The sequence below is a fragment of the Entomomonas sp. E2T0 genome (assembly GCF_025985425.1).
Classification (GTDB): Bacteria; Pseudomonadota; Gammaproteobacteria; order Pseudomonadales; family Pseudomonadaceae; genus Entomomonas.
The window spans coordinates 249,297-269,668 of record NZ_CP094972.1; the positions used below are offsets into that span (position 1 = coordinate 249,297).

The 20,372-nt window shown below is 37.3% G+C and carries 23 protein-coding genes; 2 read left to right on the top strand and 21 right to left on the bottom strand.

What is annotated here, in order from left to right:
- Positions 1-93: 93 nt before the first annotated feature.
- The 19 genes from MTZ49_RS01215 to aspS all read right to left on the bottom strand — a co-directional run bounded on the left by MTZ49_RS01215 (position 94) and on the right by aspS (position 16,335).
- Complete coding sequence (locus tag MTZ49_RS01215; RefSeq protein ID WP_264747804.1) at positions 94-900, bottom strand: aldo/keto reductase; 807 nt, start codon at positions 898-900, stop codon at positions 94-96.
- The gene (locus MTZ49_RS01220; protein WP_264746602.1) at positions 891-2,066 is read right to left on the bottom strand and encodes an FAD-dependent oxidoreductase; all 1,176 of its coding nucleotides are present in this window, start codon (positions 2,064-2,066) and stop codon (positions 891-893) included. The genes MTZ49_RS01215 and MTZ49_RS01220 overlap by 10 nt, the downstream gene beginning before the upstream one ends.
- A gap of 104 nt (positions 2,067-2,170) precedes the next feature.
- Positions 2,171-2,617, bottom strand: a complete 447-nt coding sequence (locus MTZ49_RS01225) for a hypothetical protein (protein WP_264746603.1) — start codon at positions 2,615-2,617, stop codon at positions 2,171-2,173.
- Between the two features lie 102 nt (positions 2,618-2,719).
- The gene (locus MTZ49_RS01230; protein WP_264746604.1) at positions 2,720-4,396 is read right to left on the bottom strand and encodes a Na+/H+ antiporter; all 1,677 of its coding nucleotides are present in this window, start codon (positions 4,394-4,396) and stop codon (positions 2,720-2,722) included.
- Positions 4,397-4,448: 52 nt separating this feature from the next.
- Positions 4,449-5,138 (bottom strand): 7-cyano-7-deazaguanine synthase QueC, encoded by a 690-nt coding sequence (gene queC / locus MTZ49_RS01235; protein WP_264746605.1) that lies wholly within the window; start codon positions 5,136-5,138, stop codon positions 4,449-4,451.
- Between the two features lies 1 nt (position 5,139).
- Complete coding sequence (gene queE, locus MTZ49_RS01240) at positions 5,140-5,781, bottom strand: 7-carboxy-7-deazaguanine synthase QueE (RefSeq protein WP_264746606.1); 642 nt, start codon at positions 5,779-5,781, stop codon at positions 5,140-5,142.
- A gap of 120 nt (positions 5,782-5,901) precedes the next feature.
- Positions 5,902-6,630 carry a tol-pal system protein YbgF gene (gene ybgF / locus MTZ49_RS01245; RefSeq protein WP_264746607.1) on the bottom strand — a complete coding sequence of 243 codons (729 nt, stop codon included), beginning with the start codon at positions 6,628-6,630 and terminating at the stop codon, positions 5,902-5,904.
- Between the two features lie 13 nt (positions 6,631-6,643).
- Positions 6,644-7,162: a peptidoglycan-associated lipoprotein Pal gene (pal, locus tag MTZ49_RS01250; RefSeq protein WP_264746608.1), complete on the bottom strand. Its 519-nt coding sequence runs from the start codon at positions 7,160-7,162 to the stop codon at positions 6,644-6,646.
- Between the two features lie 57 nt (positions 7,163-7,219).
- The gene (gene tolB, locus MTZ49_RS01255; protein WP_413774167.1) at positions 7,220-8,494 is read right to left on the bottom strand and encodes a Tol-Pal system beta propeller repeat protein TolB; all 1,275 of its coding nucleotides are present in this window, start codon (positions 8,492-8,494) and stop codon (positions 7,220-7,222) included.
- A gap of 2 nt (positions 8,495-8,496) precedes the next feature.
- The gene (gene tolA, locus MTZ49_RS01260) at positions 8,497-9,438 is read right to left on the bottom strand and encodes a cell envelope integrity protein TolA (RefSeq protein ID WP_264746609.1); all 942 of its coding nucleotides are present in this window, start codon (positions 9,436-9,438) and stop codon (positions 8,497-8,499) included.
- Positions 9,431-9,880, bottom strand: coding sequence for a protein TolR (gene tolR, locus MTZ49_RS01265; protein ID WP_264746610.1), 450 nt, complete (start codon positions 9,878-9,880; stop codon positions 9,431-9,433). The genes tolA and tolR overlap by 8 nt, the downstream gene beginning before the upstream one ends.
- Positions 9,881-9,894: 14 nt before the next feature.
- Positions 9,895-10,587 (bottom strand): protein TolQ, encoded by a 693-nt coding sequence (gene tolQ, locus MTZ49_RS01270; RefSeq protein ID WP_264746611.1) that lies wholly within the window; start codon positions 10,585-10,587, stop codon positions 9,895-9,897.
- A 26-nt stretch (positions 10,588-10,613) separates the two neighbouring features.
- Entirely contained in the window at positions 10,614-11,042 is a 429-nt protein-coding gene (locus MTZ49_RS01275; RefSeq protein ID WP_264746612.1) for a YbgC/FadM family acyl-CoA thioesterase, read from the bottom strand.
- Positions 11,043-11,097: 55 nt separating this feature from the next.
- Positions 11,098-12,141 carry a Holliday junction branch migration DNA helicase RuvB gene (gene ruvB, locus MTZ49_RS01280; protein WP_264746613.1) on the bottom strand — a complete coding sequence of 348 codons (1,044 nt, stop codon included), beginning with the start codon at positions 12,139-12,141 and terminating at the stop codon, positions 11,098-11,100.
- A 2-nt stretch (positions 12,142-12,143) separates the two neighbouring features.
- On the bottom strand, positions 12,144-12,755 hold the full coding sequence (gene ruvA / locus MTZ49_RS01285; protein ID WP_264746614.1) for a Holliday junction branch migration protein RuvA: 612 nt from the start codon (positions 12,753-12,755) through the stop codon (positions 12,144-12,146).
- A gap of 24 nt (positions 12,756-12,779) precedes the next feature.
- Positions 12,780-13,034 (bottom strand): hypothetical protein, encoded by a 255-nt coding sequence (locus MTZ49_RS01290; RefSeq protein WP_264746615.1) that lies wholly within the window; start codon positions 13,032-13,034, stop codon positions 12,780-12,782.
- 25 nt (positions 13,035-13,059) lie between these two features.
- Positions 13,060-13,590, bottom strand: coding sequence for a crossover junction endodeoxyribonuclease RuvC (gene ruvC / locus MTZ49_RS01295; RefSeq protein WP_264746616.1), 531 nt, complete (start codon positions 13,588-13,590; stop codon positions 13,060-13,062).
- A 137-nt stretch (positions 13,591-13,727) separates the two neighbouring features.
- The gene (locus tag MTZ49_RS01300; RefSeq protein ID WP_264746617.1) at positions 13,728-14,480 is read right to left on the bottom strand and encodes a YebC/PmpR family DNA-binding transcriptional regulator; all 753 of its coding nucleotides are present in this window, start codon (positions 14,478-14,480) and stop codon (positions 13,728-13,730) included.
- A 67-nt stretch (positions 14,481-14,547) separates the two neighbouring features.
- The gene (gene aspS / locus MTZ49_RS01305; protein WP_264746618.1) at positions 14,548-16,335 is read right to left on the bottom strand and encodes an aspartate--tRNA ligase; all 1,788 of its coding nucleotides are present in this window, start codon (positions 16,333-16,335) and stop codon (positions 14,548-14,550) included.
- A gap of 291 nt (positions 16,336-16,626) precedes the next feature.
- On the opposite strand from aspS, the gene MTZ49_RS01310 reads away from it, so the two are divergent.
- Positions 16,627-17,214: a metal-dependent hydrolase gene (locus tag MTZ49_RS01310; protein WP_264746619.1), complete on the top strand. Its 588-nt coding sequence runs from the start codon at positions 16,627-16,629 to the stop codon at positions 17,212-17,214.
- A 54-nt stretch (positions 17,215-17,268) separates the two neighbouring features.
- Here MTZ49_RS01310 and MTZ49_RS01315 read toward each other — a convergent pair whose 3' ends face one another.
- Both MTZ49_RS01315 and MTZ49_RS01320 read right to left on the bottom strand, forming a co-directional pair.
- Positions 17,269-18,192, bottom strand: a complete 924-nt coding sequence (locus MTZ49_RS01315) for a branched-chain amino acid transaminase (protein WP_264746620.1) — start codon at positions 18,190-18,192, stop codon at positions 17,269-17,271.
- A gap of 120 nt (positions 18,193-18,312) precedes the next feature.
- A complete protein-coding gene (locus MTZ49_RS01320) occupies positions 18,313-19,188 on the bottom strand; it encodes a LysR family transcriptional regulator (RefSeq protein WP_264746621.1) in 876 nt (291 codons plus the stop codon).
- A 102-nt stretch (positions 19,189-19,290) separates the two neighbouring features.
- Between MTZ49_RS01320 and MTZ49_RS01325 the strand changes: the two genes are divergently transcribed.
- Positions 19,291-20,346 (top strand): alkene reductase, encoded by a 1,056-nt coding sequence (locus tag MTZ49_RS01325; RefSeq protein ID WP_264746622.1) that lies wholly within the window; start codon positions 19,291-19,293, stop codon positions 20,344-20,346.
- The last annotated feature ends 26 nt before the right edge of the window (positions 20,347-20,372 follow it).

Genomic DNA, 20,372 nt, shown 5'->3' on the forward strand with positions numbered 1-20,372 from the left:
AGCTAACCTATAATGGTCTCGCACATCTGGAGAATTACTGTATAACTTCGTATTAATTCGATTTAATTTTTATATTGATTAGCTATGCCATAGCTACTTAATTAAACAAGCAATTGCTGCATCTATATTTTGTTTTAAATGATGAAGATTAATTGTACCAACAATTGATGATGATACTGCTGGTTGCGAAAAAACTAAATCAAAACTAGCTTCGATAGGAGATTTATCAACATTAGCACATACATGCCCACTAGCTAATGCTTTTTTGATAAAGATACCTTTATTATTTTGAGCTGCATAGTCCAAAACTGCTTTTTCAGACTGTTCATTTAAGTTAAAAGTTACCATTGCACAATCACTTTGCTGCAATGCTTTAATACCACCTTCAACTGTCTTTCCAGATAAACCAAAACTACGGATAAGACCTCGTTCTTTTAGCTTTTTTAACGTGTCCCACAATTCTAGATCATTTACAATGGGTAAATCATTACCATCAGAATGTATTAACAATACATCAATATAATCTGTTTGTAAGCGTTTAAGACTCCGCTCAATGGAAGAAGTAATATGTGTGACACTAAAATCAAAAGAAGAAGAACCATTAATAAATTCTTCACCTGCTTTACTAACTATTATCCACTGCTCACGATCAGTTAATAATTCTCCTAATCGCTGTTCACTATTACCATAAGCCGGAGCTGTATCTAAGGTGTTAATACCTAAATCACGCGCTGTTCTTAACAATACTTTAACTTCATCATCATTAGGAATAGTAAAATGTGCTGGATATTTAACACCTTGATCACGACCAATTTTGACAGTCCCCAAACCTATTGGAGAAACTTCAATTCCTGTACTACCTAAAGGTCTGTACAACTCATGTAAAGTTTTCATGGCAATAATTCATCCCACACTCTTTTGGCAACAAAAGGCTTAGGAAGTTGAGGCAATGGTTGTTGATAAAGTGGTTTTATATTATTTTTTTGTAAACTGTTAATGCATTGATCTGCAAAATCAGGCGCTAACGCTAATTTTGTTGGCCAGCCTACAATAATAGGTAATTGTTCTGCTATAAAGGCATTATCTGGACGCATCAAACTATTCTGAGCAGGCTCAGCACGATTAACTCTAAGTGTTACCCACTCTGCATTTGATAAATCAATCCAAGGAAGAAGCTTAGCTACTTCCGATTTTGCAAACTCTATTTGCTCACTTTCACTTCTGGCAACACCGTTGGCTTCAGATAACTCTGCACCTAAATACCAAACAGGGGTACCATCTTGATGGTAATGTGTTGTAACCGTTAGTCTGGGTTTTACTCCAGCACCTAAACAATGAGCATACAATGGTTTAATATTGGGTGACTTAACCATTACCATATGCAAAGGTCTGAGTTGCATTACAGGTTTAGTAAGATTAAAACCTTTCATCAGTTCTTCATTACCTTCACCAGCTGATAAAACCAAACATTGTGTTTCTATAGTAAAATCATCTGCTTTTATAACTGTTTTATCTTTAGAAACACTAACAGCTGATAATGATTTAGCTGCTAAAACATTGTTTTCTGACAACTCCACCAATCTACTAATTAAAGTAGGAACATCTAAAACTAATTCGTCTAACTGGTAAGCTTTGCCCTTAAACTGTTCATTTTGCAAAGCCATAGGTAATTCATTATTTTTTACTTGTTTTACACGAGTTCTTAAAGCTTTACTCGCAAAGAAACTCATTAAATTACCCGCAATACTTCCTGGTGACCATAAATAGTGATAATGGCTTAGAATATTAACACCTGTTAAATCTAATTCACCATTTCCTGCCAAACAGTCTCGCCAACGTTTAGGCATTCCTGAAATGGCCTCAGAAGCACCTGTTAATGCACCATTTAGTGCATACTTAGTACCTCCATGAATAATGCCTTGTGACTTTACAGATTGTCCGCCTCCCAACGTATTATTTTCAATCACTAAAGTACTATAACCTAATTGATGAAGTCGTGCATTAAGCCATAATCCAGCAACTCCACCACCTACAATAACAATATCAGTAACTATTTGTTGAGACATATAATGACCTTAGAACATGATTGGTACAATATAAACATCCTTTCTTTAATACTAAAATAGTACGTATGTTCACAACTCCCCTAATGACACTTTAATTATATAAATTAAAGCTTCTCTTCAGCCTGTAATGATGACCTTGGTTCTTGAATCTCTTCTTCTACAGAGATTATACTCTCTTGCTCTTTATTACTTTGACGTTTTTGTCTCCATTTACGAAAACCATATTCTAGCGGCCAACGAATAAAAATAGCAAAGATAAAATAAATAGCTAATGCTATTTCCACTCTATAGAGTAATTCATTGGCAATGGCTACTTGATGATCACCTACCTGCATTAAAAAATCCATTGCCATTACTGCAATAGCTGGGGCATATTGAGCAGGTTCAGGGTTAATTAAAGTAGGAGAAAACAATAAAATAGTAATAACTAAAACAATAGGCTCTTTAATCAAACGCCACAAGAAACTAGTAAAAAAGATACTGGCTAACAACAATATGAATGCAGCTACGGCATATATTGACCATAATATAAAGTAATCTTGCTGATTCATGTACTTATATACCCTCTTTACAACAACCTATCTGCTAATTAAGGAGAAGATTGGTAGATTATAAAACAATCTTTCCTTAATCGCTTGGTGTTATTGCAACAATTAATGAGCAGATGTTGCACCGCTCAATGTAGCTTCCTGCAAATCTAATTCATCTAAAACCTGTCTGACAATATCATCACCTATCGCACGATGACGTCTTAATCTATATAATTCTAAACGTTGCGCACGTAGTGCACGTAGCCTAAGCATTTTCTCTACTTTATTATTTTGCTCAGCACGGACTTGCATTTCCTCCGTATTATTATCATAAGCATTTAAATGCTCTCTATACTCAGCCATGATTCTAGCTTTTGTTTCTGCCACCATAGTCGCTAATGCAGCATTCTGTGAAATATTAGGATCAGAAGTTAACTCCTCTGTTTCAAGCGCATGAATAGCAGCCTCTGCTGTTTTATGCCATGCCTCACGAAGCTCTTTTCTACGTCCCTCATCCACTCTCATCTCTATACCACGTAACAACAGAGGTAAGAAGATACACGCAGTAATTAAGGATAATAAAATAACGCCTACTGCAATAAAAATCATTAAATCGCGTTCAGGAAAAACTATACCTGCTTTAGCATCTATAAATAAAGGTATTGATAATGTACCTGCCAAAGTAACTGCACCGCGTACACCCCCTAACGTTAAAAGTAGAGCCGCTCTTCTAGTTCGAGGTACGTCTGAAGCTGATTTTTTGCGTACTTTATTTAAACGATTTATTAAATACCAATTACTTTGTATCCACAGGTATCTAAGCACTATTAAAATAAAAAAGATCAGAAATATTACGAATATTTGTTGCATCATTGTAGAAAATTGATGCTCAGGGCCTATACGAGCTAACATTTTTTTAATAATATCAGGAAGTTGCAATCCCAATAAAATAAAAATTAAACCATTAAACACAAACTCTAAAAGTGTCCAAACACTTCGATTTAATAACCTCGTTGACGTTTGTTTTGGTAATAAATCTACCCAACTCTGCATCATCCCCGCTGCCACTGCAGATAAGATACCAGAAACATGAAAATGCTCTGCTACCACATAGGCTAAAAATGGTAGTAAAAGCATGAACATTACGTGGGTAGCTGGATCATCCCAACCACGATTAATCATCCAACTGCGTAACTGACCTAACAACCAACTCAATATAACGCCTACAGCCAAACCACCCAAAGCCACTATAAGAAAAGTTACACTCGCATCTACTATAGAGAAAACACCTGTAATTGCAGCAGCTAAGGCAAACTTAAAGGTAACAAGGCCAGATGCATCATTCATTAATGACTCGCCTTGTAACAATCGCATTAATGGTATTGGTAACTTGCCTCTGGTTACCGCAGATACAGCCACTGCATCGGTAGGTGAAAGCATTGCAGCTAAGGCAAAAGCAGCAGCTAATGAGATGGTAGGAATTAAAAAATGAATAAAATAGCCAGCAATAATCACTGTAAAAAGCACTAAGCCTACAGCTAATAGAAAAATGGGGCCTTTATACTTCCATAAATCTCGTTTGGGTACTTGCCAACCATCAGAAAATAGCAAAGGTGGTAAAAATAGCATTAAAAAAAGCTCAGGTTCAAACTCAACATGAACCCCTAAAGCTGGCCATGCCACAATAGTACCTAGAACTATTTGTAAAATAGGAACAGGGATAAAGGGTAATAAACGGCTACCTAATTGAGAAATCCCGACTAACATCAACAAAGTGAGTACCATATAAGCACTCTGCATAATCAATAACTCCTTTTCTCAATATAGTTAATTTCTCAATTAGGTCCTTCTGCTATTTTACATAGCGAGTTGGATCTGTAACACCAGACTGTTTAAAACCTTCCGCTCTTAAGCGACAACTATCACACTTACCACAAGCATATCCATGTTCATCAGCCTGATAACAAGAGATCGTCAGAGCATAATCTACACCACAAGCTATACCACGCTGAATAATTTGTGCTTTTGATAAATTCTGTAAAGGTGCTTGAATACGAAATGACTTGCCTTCCACTCCAGCTTTAGTGGCTAAATTAGCCATTTTCTCAAAAGCAGCAATATACTCTGGACGACAATCAGGATAACCTGAATAATCAATTGCATTCACACCAATAAAAATATCCTGTGCTTCGGTCACTTCGGCTAAACCTAATGCTAAGGATAAAAACACCGTATTACGTGCAGGCACATAAGTAATAGGAATGCCTTCACAAGGAGATTCTGGCACATCAATTGATTCATCCGTTAACGCTGAACCACCGATGTCACCTAATCCTAACTTTATAACCTTATGAGAAGTAGCGCCTAGTTGTTTAGAGACCTGTTCTGCTGCATTAAGTTCCGCTCTATGGCGTTGTCCATAATCAAAACTAATCGTATGACATTGGTAACCTTCTGCTTTTGCTATGGCTAAAACAGTGGCTGAATCCAAACCACCTGATAATAAAATAATCGCTTTTTTAATTGAACTTGAAGTAGACATATTAGTGACCCGGCTCATCATTCCAAAGAATCTTATGTAACTGTAATTGAAAACGTACAGGTAAATTATCAGCAATAATCCAATCAGCTAGTTGCTGTGGTTTTACTTGTTGAAAACTGGGTGAAAACAGAACCTCATCCACCCGATTAGACAAATCATATTGAATCAATTTTGTTTTTGCCCAATCGTAATCATCTCTCGAACAAATCACAAACTTAATCTGATCATTTTTCGTAAGATAATTAATATTCTCATATAGATTACGTTCTACCTCTTGAGAATCAGGTGTTTTTAAATCTACTACCCGACTCACTCGAATATCCGTTGCTGAAATATCTAATGCACCACTCGTTTCTAAAGAAACTTGATAACCTGCATCGCATAATTGCTTAAGTAACATAATACAATTTGGTTGGGCTAAAGGCTCACCACCTGTCACACAGACATATTGTGGATTATAAGAAGCTACTTTTTCCATAATAGCTGTTAGCTCAACCAACTCTCCCCCCTTAAATGCATAAGTAGTATCACAATACTGACAACGCAGGGGACAACCTGTTAAACGAATAAAAACAGTTGGTAAACCAATAGAACGAGATTCACCTTGTAATGAATAAAAAATCTCTGTAATACGTAATTTCATAATAAGCCCCGGTCGTAACAGCGAAACAGGCCATCCGACTCCGATGCAAAAAAACAATAGCTACATTCTCTTAGAGAATATAGCTATACCTAAAAATATAAACAATAATTAATTTACTATTTATAAACTGCGTTTTGCTAAAGTAGCTGCTGAACTATTAGGATACTTTGCAACTAACTGATTAAGTAACTCTTTAGCCTTATCATTATTACCTAATTTCTGTTGTACTGTTGCTAATTTATACATCGCATCAGGTACTTTAGAATGATTAGGATACTGCTGTATCACTTTACTAAAATTAGTACTAGCTCCCTGTGAGTCACCCTGTACTAAATTAACTTCTGCTAGCCAATATTGAGCATTACCTGCATATTGGCTATTTGGAAATTTATTTAAAAAAGCAGTAAATGCCTGTTCAGCTTTTGCATAATCTTTCTTTTGAATCAAACCAAAAGCAGCATTATAATAAATTTTTTCCTGTTCAGGATCTGCAGGTGCATTACTTTGTTTAGCTGGTGGTGTTAATGGCTGATTAGCATCTATTGCTTTACTATTATCACTACTAGCTGGTTTTGCTGGCTGGCTATTAGCATTCGATAAACGTTTATCTAAATCCTGATAGCGATCCAAACTTTCTTGTTGCAATTGCTTAATTAACAGTTGCTGTTCTTCTACAGTACCTTGCAACTGATTAATCTGATTCTGCATTTGCTGTAACTGCATAAATACTTGTGCTTGACCTGACAGAGCAGAAGAATTGGAATTATTCTGTCCTGCTGTCTGTCCCAAAGTTAATAACGGGAAACCACATAATGCAAGTACGCTTAATTGCCAAATCCTCAATCTCATTAGTCACTATCCTTTATTGAAATATTAACTCAACACGGCGATTTTTAGCCCATGCAGCTTCATCATGTCCGCTCACTGCTGGACGCTCTTTACCGTAAGAAACTACTTCTAACTGTGAAGGAGAAACACCTTGCATAGTTAAATAACGTTTTACTGCATTACCACGACGCTCACCTAATGCCATATTATACTCACGAGTACCACGTTCATCAGTATGACCTTGTAATACAACATGTTTACCATTTTGCATTAAGTCATGGGCATGTACATCTAAAGCGCGCATTGAATCTGGTTGTAAATCTGAACTATCATAATTGAAATAGAAGGTAGTAATCGCTCTTAAGGCAGCTACTTCTTCCGCACTCATACCATTAAAACCGCTAGTATCACCAGTACCAACACCTACCCCTGCATTAGAATCATAGCCTGAGTTACCATCAGTTGAACCTGAGGTATCATTATTTTTATTAGAAGAACAACCTACAACAAAGGCCATTATTAGTGCACAAATAGCAAACTTAGTAATTTTCATTTGATCAAAACTCCAAAATTAATATTCATTAACAAACTTATTCAACTATAACAAAACTCATTTTATAAAAGGTGACCATGAAGGCTCACGTATATCTCCATTATCAATTGGTAGCTCAATGCGAACGCGTCCATTAATAGAGGCCAACATCAAAACGCCTTTACCTTGTTTACGTGTTGCATAGATTACCATTGTTCCATTTGGTGCAATAGTAGGTGACTCATCTAAATTAGTATTAGATAGAATACTAACTCTATTGGTTACTAAATTTTGTGTGGCAATCACAAAGTTACGATAACCGTCTTGGCGATGTACCATCACTAACATACCATCATCAGCAGATAACTTAGGATTAGCATTATAGTTACCTGTGCTTGTTACTCGCTCTGTACTACCTGTTGCTACATTTATTTTATAAATCTGGGGGCTACCTGAACGGTCAGAAGTAAAATAAATGCTTCTACCATCTTTACTCCAGAAAGGCTCCGTATCAATAGCATTATTATTAGTTAAACGATGTACTAACTTACTATCTAAACGCATAGTATAAATTTCTGGGTTACCATCTTTAGAGGATACAAAAGCTAACCTTTGTCCATCGGGAGACCAAGATGGCGCACTGTTTAAGCCTACATAATTTGTTAATTGGTCACGGGTACCTGTCGCAATATCCTGCATATAAATACGTGGGCGTTTGCTTTCAAAAGAAACATAAACCACTTTCCTATTATCTGGAGAAAAGCGAGGAGAAAGAATAGGTTCTTTTGAATTTAACAAGGTAACTGAATTAGCACCATCATAGTCAGACATTTGTAAAGTATAACTATTATTGCCAGCTGAAGTTACATAAAGTAATTTTGTAGAGAAAGCACCTTTTATAGCTGTTAACTTTTCAAATACTTGATCAGAAACATAATGAGCTAACTTTCTAATTTGATTAGGTGAACCCACAGCAGAACCACTAAAAATTTGCTGTTGTGAGGTAACATTATACAAATAGTATTGTACTTGTATTTTACCCCCCACATTACTTGCATTACCTATTAATAAAAATTGTGCATTAACTGCTGTCCAATCTCTAAAGGCAACTTCATTAGGTCTGTGAGGCGTGCTTAACATATTTTGACGAGGTAATGGTTCAAAAATACCTGAATTATATAAATCATTGCCTACCAAAGTCGCAATATCTGGTGTACCAGAATCACCAAATGGCACCACAGCAATAGAAATAGCTTTATTACTGCCACCATCAATAACAATTGCATCTGCTGCATTAGCAGTGCCCATAAAAGCAATGACATATAAGATGAGAATGTGAATAAACTTTTTCACTGTTATAAACCTTTCGATGTAAAAATGAATTTTCTTTGTCGGTAAAGCTGATTAAATGTATTTGAATCTAATTTCTGTATTTCAGGTATTCTTCCAAGATTTTTAGCGGCATTCACTGCCGAAGTATCAAAGGCTGCATTACCACTACTACGACTAACTGTTACATTGGTAATAGTACCATCAGGTAACATCTGAATCATTAATTCTACGGTAGTACCTGGCACAGGATTACCCAACTCTGTCCAATTCTCTTGTACTAAACGTTTAATTAAATCATCAATACTACCTACTACTTGACTACCTGCTTGATCTCCCTTAGTGGCTGCATGCTCAACTTTATCACCTAGCAGATCTGCTAGTGCAGCCGCCTCTTTATCTTCTTGAGCCTTTCGTGCTGCTGCATCAGCCTTGGCCTTTGCATCTGCTGCAGCTTTCTTTTTGGCTTCAGCATCAGCCTTCGCTTTGTCTGCCTTGGCCTTATCTGCTTTAGCTTTCTCCGTCTTGGCCTTGTCTTCTGCTTGTTTTTTAGCAGCCTCTGCTTTTGCTTTAGCGTCTGCTACTTTTTTTGCATCAGTATCAGCCTTTGCCTTATCTGCCTTCGCTTTATCTTCAGCCTGTTTTTTAGCAGCAGCCTCTGCTTTTGCTTTGGCCTGCTGTTCAGCTATTTTCTTTTGCTCTTCACGTTGTGTTGCTGTTTGATCATCTTTTGATAGAGGAGCTTTAGTTTTTTCTGCTTCACCTGCTATCTTTTCAGATGTTTGAGTGGTAGCAGGGCTTTTTGAAGTTACCTCATATAAAGTAGCTACCATAGTAGGCTTAGCAGCAGAAATATCAGGATGATTCGACCAACCAATAAAAAAGCCAGCTAATACTAGCACATGAACTATCACGGCTAATACTATGGGGATCGTATAGTTTTCTGAAGAAATGAAACGCTTAGCCATTAGGAGACTCTGTTATCAATCCAACATTGCTAACGCCTGCTTGTTGTAAAGCTGACATAGCTGCCATTACTAATCCATAACTCGCTGTTTTATCTCCTCTGATAAATACTTGGCTACCTGCATTACCTGGTGCAGTAATAATTTTAGTCACTTGGCTAGTCATATCTTCCAATGAAATTGCCTTATTACCTGCCCCTGTGTTATCTACTCCTTCACCATAAGAAAGATAATAGGTACTATCTGCTTTCACTGATACAGTAAGAATCTTTTGCTTAGTATCAGAAGGTAATGGTTCACTAGTTACTTTTGGTAAATCAACCTTTACCCCTTGATTCAACATAGGTGCAGTTACCATAAAAATAACTAATAGCACCAACATTACATCAATGTAGGGCACTACATTCATCTCAGCAACAGGTTTACGCTTATTACGTCTAGACACCTTATTATGCCTCTTTAGTCATTAAATGAATGCACTTTACGGTGTAAAATAGCTTGGAACTCTTCTGCAAAAGTTTCATAGCGCCCTAACAAAGTTTCTGATCGTGCTGCAAATCGGTTATAACCTATTACCGCAGGAATAGCAGCAAATAAACCAATCGCTGTGGCAATCAATGCTTCCGCAATACCTGGTGCAACCGTAGAAAGTGTTGCTTGCTGTACATTCGCTAATCCCATAAAGGCGTGCATAATACCCCAAACAGTACCAAACAAACCCACATAAGGGCTAGTTGAGCCAACGGTTGCCAAGAACGGTAAGTGGTTTTGTAATTTCTCTTCTTCTCTTGCAATAGCTACTCGCATTGCTCGTTGAGTACCTACCGTAATTGCATCTGGCTCCATACCTGGTAATTGGCTTAGGCGAGAGAACTCTTTAAAACCTGATTTAAATATTTGCTCAACCCCACAATCGGGATCTGGATCAGCAGTGACTTGACGATAAAGTTTTGAAAGATCCATACCAGACCAAAACTGATCTTCAAATTCATCTAAGCCTTTTTTAGCTGTATTCATTACCCTACTACGTTGGAAAATAATAATCCATGACATTATTGAAGACGCTAATAATGCCAACATAATTAATTGTACAACCCAAGTTGCTTGGGTAACTAAACCCCACACAGACATATCATGAACAGTTGGCTGCACGGTTATCTCCTACACTTATTCAATAATTAATTTAAGAATTTATCTACAAAACCAGCAGGCAAAGGTTTACTTTTAAAAAGAACTTTGTCGATTAAAGTAAGCCTAATATCCCCCTCACAAAGTAATACATTATCTCCATTTTCAAGTTTCCTATAAACTTGTTGGAAAAATATAAAACTTGCTCTTCTTACTTCCTTAATAGTAGCTGTTACTAACAATTCATCATCTAACCTACCAGGTGCTACATAACGCAATGAGGCAGAATGCACAACAAACAATAAATCCTCTTTTGCTAATTCGTGTTGAGAATATCCAAAGCTACGCAACCACTCAGTGCGCACTCGTTCCATAAACTTTAAATAATTGCTATGGTAAATGACGCCTCCTGCATCTGTATCCTCATAATAAACACGATATATCTGACTAAAAACTGGATTATTATTGTCGCTTTGCATTTTTTTAAAACCGTACTATTAGTAATGAATAAAAATAAATTATTAGAACGCTATTTTACTCATTAAATAGATCAGGAGTAGAGGATTCAACCATTTTCTTAGGAATATTTAAACCAAAATGTAAATAAGCATGTCGAGTGACCATCCGACCACGGGGAGTACGCATGATAAATCCTTGCTGAATCAAATAAGGCTCTAATACATCTTCAATGGTATTACGCTCCTCGCTAATTGCTGCCGCCAAGTTATCTAAGCCAACAGGTCCACCATCAAACTTATCAATCATGGTTAGCATTAATCGTCTGTCTAAATGATCAAAACCACGCTCATCCACATCAAGCATATTAAGTGCTTGATCTGCCATATATTTTGTAATAATTCCTTGCCCTTTAACTTGGGCATAATCACGTACCCGACGTAAAATTCTGTTGGCTATGCGAGGGGTTCCTCTAGAACGTCTGGCAATCTCATGAGAGCCTTCTGGTTCAATAGGTATACCTAGAATCTTGGCAGAACGAGTCACAATCGTAGCCAGATCAGCAATATCATAAAACTCTAGACGCTGCACAATACCGAACCTATCCCTTAAAGGATTAGTTAACATCCCTGCTCTTGTGGTAGCACCTACCAAGGTAAAAGGCGGTAAATCTAACTTAATGGAGCGTGCCGCAGGCCCTTCACCTATCATAATATCTAATTGAAAATCTTCCATGGCAGGATACAGTACTTCTTCCACTACAGGTGAAAGTCGATGGATCTCATCCACGAATAGCACATCACCAGGCTCTAAATTGGTTAATAAAGCAGCTAAATCACCTGCTTTTTCCAATACAGGACCAGAAGTACTTTTAACAGAAACGCCCATTTCATTAGCAATAATATTCGCTAAGGTGGTTTTCCCTAACCCTGGAGGGCCAAAAATTAAAGTATGATCTAAAGACTCTTGTCTGCCTCTTGCAGCCTTAATAAACAACTCCATTTGCTCACGTACTACTTTTTGACCAATATAATCCGATAATGTAAGTGGACGAATTGCACGGTCTTGTTGATCTTCACGATCTCGAGCACCAGCGGCCAATATACGATCAGGCTCTATCATAACTAACCTTTACCTTTTAATGCTCGACGAATTAATTCTTCGCTAGTTAACTCATCCTTATTTTCTACTGCTGCTACAGCACGGCTTGCTTCCTGTGGTTTATAACCTAATGCAATTAAAGCACTCACCGCATCCATTTCAGCATTGGATGCTGGATTAGTCATCGCCACTTCGGCAGATAATGGAGTAGCAGCTTCTGTACCACCTTCCCAAGCCTTAAAGCGATCTCTTAACTCTATCAACAATCGTTCTGCGGTTTTCTTACCAACCCCTGGTACTTTTACAAGGGCTGCAGTATTTTGTTGGCGAACAGTCTCTATCATTTCATTAACAGATAATGTAGACATAAGCGCTAATGCTAACTTAGGTCCAACACCATTAAGCCTGATTAACTCACGAAATAGCTCACGCTCTTTCTTTTCATAAAAGCCATATAATAAATGAGCATCTTCACGCACAACTTGGTGGATATGTAATATCACTTTTTCATCAATAGCAGGTAATTGATAATAGGTACTCATTGGCACTTCAACTGCGTAACCAACACCATTAACATCAATTAACAAATGTGGCGGTTGCTTTTCTGCCAAAATGCCATGTAAACGACCTATCAAAATAAACCTCTTTTATTACCACTACTAAAAATCAATAAGATCAGATATATCAGTAATATCTATATCTGGATTACCCATACAATCAGGACATAATTCATCATCATAATAGTCTCCACCTTTTGCATAATTATTACAACTAGGCATTCTACAAATGTAGACTATTTTTGAGCAAAAAGAACACTGGCATTTATCTCGACGTAAGGTATTTTCTTCTAAGACTTTAGGAACCATTTGCTTAAGACAAAAAGGACACTTTCCTTTAGGTTTAGCATTTATCATATGCCCCTACTCCTTTTTTATTTTCTTATAGTGTTAAGCGTAATCGACCACGTCTTCTTTTAGCTTTCTCTAATCCTAATGGAATCAAAGTTTGTCGATGGTGAGCATGGCATAAAGCAATGGCCAAAGCATCAGAAGCATCCACCTGCGGGCGCTTTTCTAATTTCAGTAAGTACATTACCATTAACATTACTTGTTCTTTATCAGCAGCACCAGAGCCAGTCACTGTTTTCTTAACTTGCCGTGCACTATATTCAGCAATATCTAAGCCCTCTTCAGCGCCTGCCACAATGGCAGCCCCTCGGGCTTGACCTAACTTAAGCGCTGAATCAGCACTTTTAGCCATAAATACTTGCTCAATACCCATGGTAGTTGGTTGGTATGTTTGAATTACCTCACGTACACCACGGAATATGGTTTGTAACTTATCAGCTAGATTTCCTTCAGGGGTACGAATACAACCAGAAGCAATATACTCTGTCTTCTGCCCAATCTCCCTAATAACCCCAAAGCCAGTAATGCGTGACCCAGGGTCGATCCCTAAAATAATTGTCACGCTGCTACCTCTCTATCTTTCTTTATAGAACTGTTGTTATACAATTTTAGACGAGGCGAATGGCTGAAGACAGTACAACTAGTACGACAAAGCCATTCAACGATGTATAAAAATGTAGGGCAATAGCTATACAACAATTAGTCGCCCAATTGCTCCATAATTTCATCTGCAATATTGGCATTAGAATAAACATTTTGCACATCATCTAAATCTTCTAATGCATCAATTAATCGCATAATCTTTTGTGCAGAATCTACATCTGTTAAATCAGCTTCTGTGGTAGCGATCATTGCCACCTCTGCATTAGCTGGAGTATAACCTGCTTCAACCAATGCTTCTTTAACAGCAATAAAGTCTTGGAAGGTAGTAAATACATCTACCGAACCATCATCATTAGTCACCACATCATCAGCACCAGCCTCTAATGCAACATCTAATAATTTCTCTTCATCTACACCTGACTCGTAGGAGATTTGACCTTTACGCTCAAATAAATAAGCTACCGAACCATCAGTGCCTAAATTACCACCTGCTTTACTAAAAGCATGGCGCACTTCTGCTGCAGTACGATTACGATTATCCGTCATAGCTTCAACAAAAATAGCTACCCCATTAGGACCATAGCCCTCATAGGTTAACTCTTCCATGTTTTCAGCATCGTTAGTACCAGCACCACGCGCAATTGCACGGTCAATGGTATCCCGCGTCATATTCACAGCTAATGCTTTATCAACTGCTAAACGAAGACGTGGATTATCAGCAGGAACACCACCACCTTGGCTGGCAGCTACTGTCAACTCTCGAATGACCTTGGTAAAAATTTTACCGCGTTTAGCGTCTTGGCGACCCTTGCGGTGTTTAATGTTGGCCCATTTGGAATGTCCAGCCATACATAACTCCGTGTTTTTATCTGTTTAAAAATTAATGTGGTACTAAAATAGTACCACAAATTAAAGCTTAGTTAGTTTGCCCTTCAGGCTTTGGTTGCTCACGTAAGCGAATATGTAACTCACGTAATGCTTTAGCATCTACTAAACCAGGTGCATCAGTCATCAAGTCCGCTGCACTTTGTGTTTTAGGGAATGCTATCACTTCACGAATTGAACTAGAGTCAGTCATTAACATTACTAAACGATCTAGACCGAATGCCAAACCACCATGTGGAGGTGCGCCATATTTTAATGCATCTAATAAGAAGCCAAATTTCTCTTGCTGCTCTTCTTCACTAATGCCTAGTACACGGAATACAGATTGTTGCATTTCCTTATTATGGATACGAATAGAACCACCACCTAGTTCAACACCATTTAGCACCATATCATAAGCTCTAGACAGTGCAGCTAAAGGATTAGCTTCTAACTCTTCGGCGCTGCAACTTGGTGCAGTAAATGGATGGTGTAATGCACTAACACTACCATCATCATTTTCTTCAAACATTGGGAAATCGATAACCCACATTGGCGCCCATTTACAAGTTAACAGCTCCAAATCATCACCTAAACGAACACGTAAAGCACCTAAAGCATCACTTACAATTTTTGCTTTATCTGCACCAAAGAACACAATATCACCATCAACCGCCCCAACACGATCTAAGATATTGTTTAAGTTCTCTATTGGAATATTCTTAACAATAGGTGATTGCAAACCTTCAACACCTTTCGCGCGCTCATTAACTTTAATATAAGCTAAGCCTTTTGCACCATAGATACCTACAAACTTAGTATACTCATCAATACGACTACGAGGCATACTAGCACCACCGGGTACACGTAATGCAGTAACCCGTGCTTTAGGATCATTGGCTGGGCCAGCAAATACTTTAAACTCTACATCCTTTAACTGATCAGCAACATCTACTAACTCTAAAGGATTACGTAAATCTGGCTTATCTGAACCATAGCGACGCATAGCTTCTGCATAAGTCATCCGTGGTAATTCAGCGAACTCTACACTTAATACTTCTTTAAAGAGTTTACGAACCATGCCCTCAGTAATTTGCATGATATCATTTTCATCTAAGAAGCTAGTTTCGATATCAATTTGCGTAAATTCTGGCTGACGGTCAGCACGTAAATCTTCATCACGGAAACACTTAGCCACTTGGTAATAACGATCAAAACCTGCCACCATCAATAATTGTTTAAATAACTGTGGTGATTGAGGTAATGCAAAGAAATGCCCTTGATGCGTACGGCTAGGAACCAAATAATCACGTGCCCCTTCTGGCGTAGCACGAGTTAAAATAGGGGTTTCGATATCTAAGAAACCATGTTCATCTAAATAACGACGAATACTAGAAGTAATACTAGCACGTAGTTTTAATTTATTAGCCATTTCTGGACGACGTAAATCTAAGAAACGATAACGTAAACGTGTTTCTTCACTTACTTCTGAATAGTCATCTAAGACAAATGGAGGTGTTTCAGCCGCATTAAGAACTTCTAGCTCATAACCTAAAATTTCAATTTCACCTGAAGCAAGATTAGCATTCACAGTCCCGGCTGGACGTGGGCGTACTTTACCAGTTACTTTAACTACATATTCATTACGTACACGGTCAGCCTTAGCAAAAGTCTCTTCACGATCAGGATCAAACACTACCTGAGCTAGACCTTCACGGTCACGCACGTCAAAGAAAATCACCCCACCATGATCACGGCGACGGTGAACCCAACCACAAATAGTAACTTCTTGGCCATCTAAACTCTTATTTAATTGCCCGCAATAGTGACTGCGCATCATAAGTCTTCGCTTCTCTTTAATTAACTATAGATTCTAATATGTTGATTACCTGAGAATAATCACTCAAATAATAATATCCTGTTGTTATCACTTATTTTACAGCATAAAATCTGCTAAAAATGATAACTTATACTAAAAATAATTATAAATGAGTAATTATATACCTTTTTATGGTCAGGATTATAGACCTTACTATGAAAACTCATTACCCAACTATCTTATTAGGTAAATCTATTTGCTTATTCATACTAAAAACTTATTATAATAAGCAAGTTTGAAAGGAAATTTTATATGAGTCCTATTACTCATTTTTTAGTCGGCTGGGCTTGTTTTGAACCTAGTCTAAAAAATAACCGTGATAAAGCAATAGTTTGTTTAGCAGGATTAGTTCCTGATCTAGATGGTATAGGTATTGTTATTGACTTTATTACTCGCTTGACTGGACTACCAGAAACCAACTTTTATCAGAGTTGGCATCGACTCTATGGGCATGGCATCGCAGCCGCCATTTTCTTTACGTTATTAGCTTCCGCTATTGGTATTGATAAAATTCGTGTTGCCATCTTTACCTTTCTTAATGTTCATCTTCATTTTCTTTGTGACTTAGTGGGTTCTAGGGGGAGTACAGTTGATGACTTGTGGGGGCTCTATTACTTAGGGCCATTTGATACAAATTATCAAATAATTTGGCAAAACCAATGGCAATTAGTTAGCTGGCAAAATACCACTATTACGATTATTGCTATGCTTATTACCTTAGAAAGAGCTAGTCGAAAAGGTTATTCACTGATAAGTCTGATATCTAAAGGTACAGATAAAATAGTTATTGAAGTTTTACGAAAATGGCGATATCAACTATTTAACCAAAAGTTTGAATAATTTTTTTTAACCAATAAGAGATTGGGCAGTATTTTTACTGCCCATTTACACAACCTATTTCACATACGTTAACCAATGCTCATACTTCGCCTCTTTACCATTTACAATATTAAAGAAACGTTGCTGAATTTCTTCAGTAATTGGTCCTCTAGAACCTTGACCTAGTTGTCGTTGATCTAATTCTCGAATAGGTGTCACTTCTGCTGCTGTACCTGTAAAGAAAGCTTCATCAGCACAGTAAACTTCATCACGAGTGATACGTTTTTCAATGACTTCTAATCCCATATCACGTGCAATAGTCATTACTGTATCACGAGTAATACCCTCCAACGCCACGGTTGCATCTGGCGTATAAAGCTTACCATTGCGTACAATAAAAATATTCTCACCAGAACCTTCTGCTACATAACCACTAGCATCTAATAATAAAGCTTCATCATAACCATCACTGGTTGCTTCCGTGTTAGCCATAATTGAATTTAAATAGTTACCATTAGCTTTGGCTTTACACATAGTGATATTAACATGATGACGAGTAAAAGAACTGGTTTTAATACGAATGCCTTTTTGCATTCCCTCTTCACCTAAATAAGCCCCCCAAGCCCAAGCTGCCACAATAACATTGACATCATTAACTGCTGGGGCAACACCTAGTTTTTCTGAACCATAAAAAGCCATTGGACGGAAGTAACAAGATTGCAGCTTATTAGCTTTCACCACATCAATATGTGCTTGATTAATAGTTTCTTTATCAAATGGCAATTTCATTCTGACAATATGAGCAGAATTAAAAAAACGATTAGTATGATCTTGCAAACGAAAAATCGCTGGCCCTTTAGCCGTTTCATAAGCACGCACGCCCTCAAAAACACCCATACCATAATGTAATGTATGAGTAAGTACATGTGTTTGCGCATCACGCCAGTCTACTAATTTATTGTTATACCAGATAAACCCATCTCTATCTGCCATTGACATGTTATTGTTCTCCTAGTAATAAAATAATAAGAATATATTTCTATTAGAGATTATTAAACGAAATAGTTCTATAAAACAACTCAATATTAATAACAAGTTTCATATAAAGAAAGCATTTCCTTATAATCGACTAATCAAATAATCTATAAAACATTGCACTTTAGCGGGTAATAATCGCGTTTCAGTCACTACATAAACAGGTGATGGTGCTAATTTCCACTCAGGTAATATTTGTTTTAAATTTCCAACTAACAAATCCGCTCTTACAATCTCTTCTGCTAACAATGCAATACCCATATTTAGAGTAGCTAATTTACAGGACATCCCAACACTATTTAAGGCAAATCGCCCACCTACTCTCACTTCAACTTTTTCTTGTTTACGTTGCAATACCCAAATATGACTATTTGTTTTTGCTGTCATGCAAATACAATCATGTAAGCTTAACTCTTGAGGGTGCACAGGCTCACCTGCCTGTTCTAGATATTGAGGAGAAGCATATAAACCCATAGGTAAACTAGCCACTTGTCGTGCAATTAAATTTGAGTCTGGTAAATGGCCTATTCGAATAGCCATATCTAAAGGCTCAGAAACTAGATCAGCCCGTCTAGGCGTTAATTCAAAATCAAAACTTATTTCAGGATACTCATTAGCAAAATCCACAATAATGGGAACTAAATAATTAGAAGTAAAATCAGTAGGAAGCGAAACTCTTAATTTTCCACTAGGCTTTTCAATCATATCCGTTAATTGTTCATGGGCAGATTGCACATCTGAAATAATAACTTTACATCGTTCAAAATAGTTACGACCAGCCTCAGTCAACTCTACTTTACGAGTCGTACGATGTAATAAACGTAACCCAATATCTTTTTCTAGTGCTGCTATTTTTCGTGATAACGTTGAATTGGGCATTCCTAATACTTCAGCTGCCCGCCGAAACCCTTTAGCCTTAACCACTTCAACAAACAATCCGATATTTGCTAGTCGTTCCAATTTACTGCTCCATATATGGATCAATTATTTCTATTTTAGCTTATTTATTCCAATTTAAAAATAAAATAGAGTATAGACTACAAACATTAGGAGAATAATATTATGAATTCATTATTTAGTACTGTAAAAATAGGATCTTATAATCTAAAAAATAGATTTGTAATGGCTCCTATGACTCGCTCTCGCGCAGATAATAACGGTGTTCCCACTGATTTAGTAGCTACCTATTACGCGCAAAGATCATCTGCAGGCCTCATTATTACAGAATGCGTCTTCCCCTCCCCCATGGGCAAAGGTTATGTGCGTAGCCCCGGCATTTGTAATGAACAACAAGTAACCGCTTGGAAAAAAGTGACCGAAGCTGTTCATAAGAAAGGCGGTCTTATATTTATGCAAATTAATCATTGCGGTCGTATTTCACACCCTTCAATGCTACCCAATAATGCGACCCCTGTTGCGCCATCTGCTATCAAGCCTGCTGGACAAAGTTGGACAGAAATAGGTCTACAAGACTTTGTAACACCACATCAGTTAACAGAAGCAGAAGTTAAACAAGTCATTAATGAATATCGTCAAGCCACAACGTTAGCATTACAAGCAGGTTTTGATGGGGTTGAATTACATGCTGCCTCAGGCTACTTAGCAGAACAATTCTTATCATCAGGTAGTAACCAACGCCAAGATAACTATGGTGGCTCTGTAGAAAATCGTTGTCGCTTTGTAATAGAAACGTTACAAGCGATGATTGCAGAAGCTGGCAGTGATCGTGTAGGTATAAAAATATCACCAGAAATGAATTTCAATGATATTACTGATGCTAATCCTCAAGAAACATATACCTGCCTAGTTAAACAAATTAATAAGCTTAATCTTGCTTACTTACATGTAGCACTATTTGGTACGCCTGTTGATTACCATAGTTTATTACATCCATTATTTGATAGTGCTTATTTAATCGGTTCTGGTTTAACGAAAGAAACTGCTGAAAATTATATTGCTACTAACAAAGCGGACGCTGTGGTATTTGGTAGTGCTTTCTTAGCAAACCCTGATTTACCAGAACGTTTCAAACAGAACGCTACGTTAAACACACCTGATAGAGATACATTCTATAGTCCAGGTGCTGAAGGATATACTGACTATCCAACATTAGGATAAACATTATTAAGGATTCATTACTTTTA

Excerpts from the sequence above, each read along its gene's own strand:
- MTZ49_RS01220 (WP_264746602.1), bottom strand. The coding sequence starts at position 2,066 with ATGTCTCAACAAATAGTTACTGATATTGTTATTGTAGGTGGTGGAGTT.
- MTZ49_RS01225 (WP_264746603.1), bottom strand. The coding sequence starts at position 2,617 with ATGAATCAGCAAGATTACTTTATATTATGGTCAATATATGCCGTAGCT.
- MTZ49_RS01230 (WP_264746604.1), bottom strand. The coding sequence starts at position 4,396 with ATGCAGAGTGCTTATATGGTACTCACTTTGTTGATGTTAGTCGGGATT.
- queC (WP_264746605.1), bottom strand. The coding sequence starts at position 5,138 with ATGTCTACTTCAAGTTCAATTAAAAAAGCGATTATTTTATTATCAGGT.
- queE (WP_264746606.1), bottom strand. The coding sequence starts at position 5,781 with ATGAAATTACGTATTACAGAGATTTTTTATTCATTACAAGGTGAATCT.
- ybgF (WP_264746607.1), bottom strand. The coding sequence starts at position 6,630 with ATGAGATTGAGGATTTGGCAATTAAGCGTACTTGCATTATGTGGTTTC.
- pal (WP_264746608.1), bottom strand. The coding sequence starts at position 7,162 with ATGAAAATTACTAAGTTTGCTATTTGTGCACTAATAATGGCCTTTGTT.
- tolA (WP_264746609.1), bottom strand. The coding sequence starts at position 9,438 with ATGGCTAAGCGTTTCATTTCTTCAGAAAACTATACGATCCCCATAGTA.
- MTZ49_RS01275 (WP_264746612.1), bottom strand. The coding sequence starts at position 11,042 with ATGCAAAGCGACAATAATAATCCAGTTTTTAGTCAGATATATCGTGTT.
- ruvB (WP_264746613.1), bottom strand. The coding sequence starts at position 12,141 with ATGATAGAGCCTGATCGTATATTGGCCGCTGGTGCTCGAGATCGTGAA.
- MTZ49_RS01290 (WP_264746615.1), bottom strand. The coding sequence starts at position 13,034 with ATGATAAATGCTAAACCTAAAGGAAAGTGTCCTTTTTGTCTTAAGCAA.
- MTZ49_RS01300 (WP_264746617.1), bottom strand. The coding sequence starts at position 14,480 with ATGGCTGGACATTCCAAATGGGCCAACATTAAACACCGCAAGGGTCGC.
- aspS (WP_264746618.1), bottom strand. The coding sequence starts at position 16,335 with ATGATGCGCAGTCACTATTGCGGGCAATTAAATAAGAGTTTAGATGGC.
- MTZ49_RS01310 (WP_264746619.1), top strand. The coding sequence starts at position 16,627 with ATGAGTCCTATTACTCATTTTTTAGTCGGCTGGGCTTGTTTTGAACCT.
- MTZ49_RS01315 (WP_264746620.1), bottom strand. The coding sequence starts at position 18,192 with ATGTCAATGGCAGATAGAGATGGGTTTATCTGGTATAACAATAAATTA.
- MTZ49_RS01325 (WP_264746622.1), top strand. The coding sequence starts at position 19,291 with ATGAATTCATTATTTAGTACTGTAAAAATAGGATCTTATAATCTAAAA.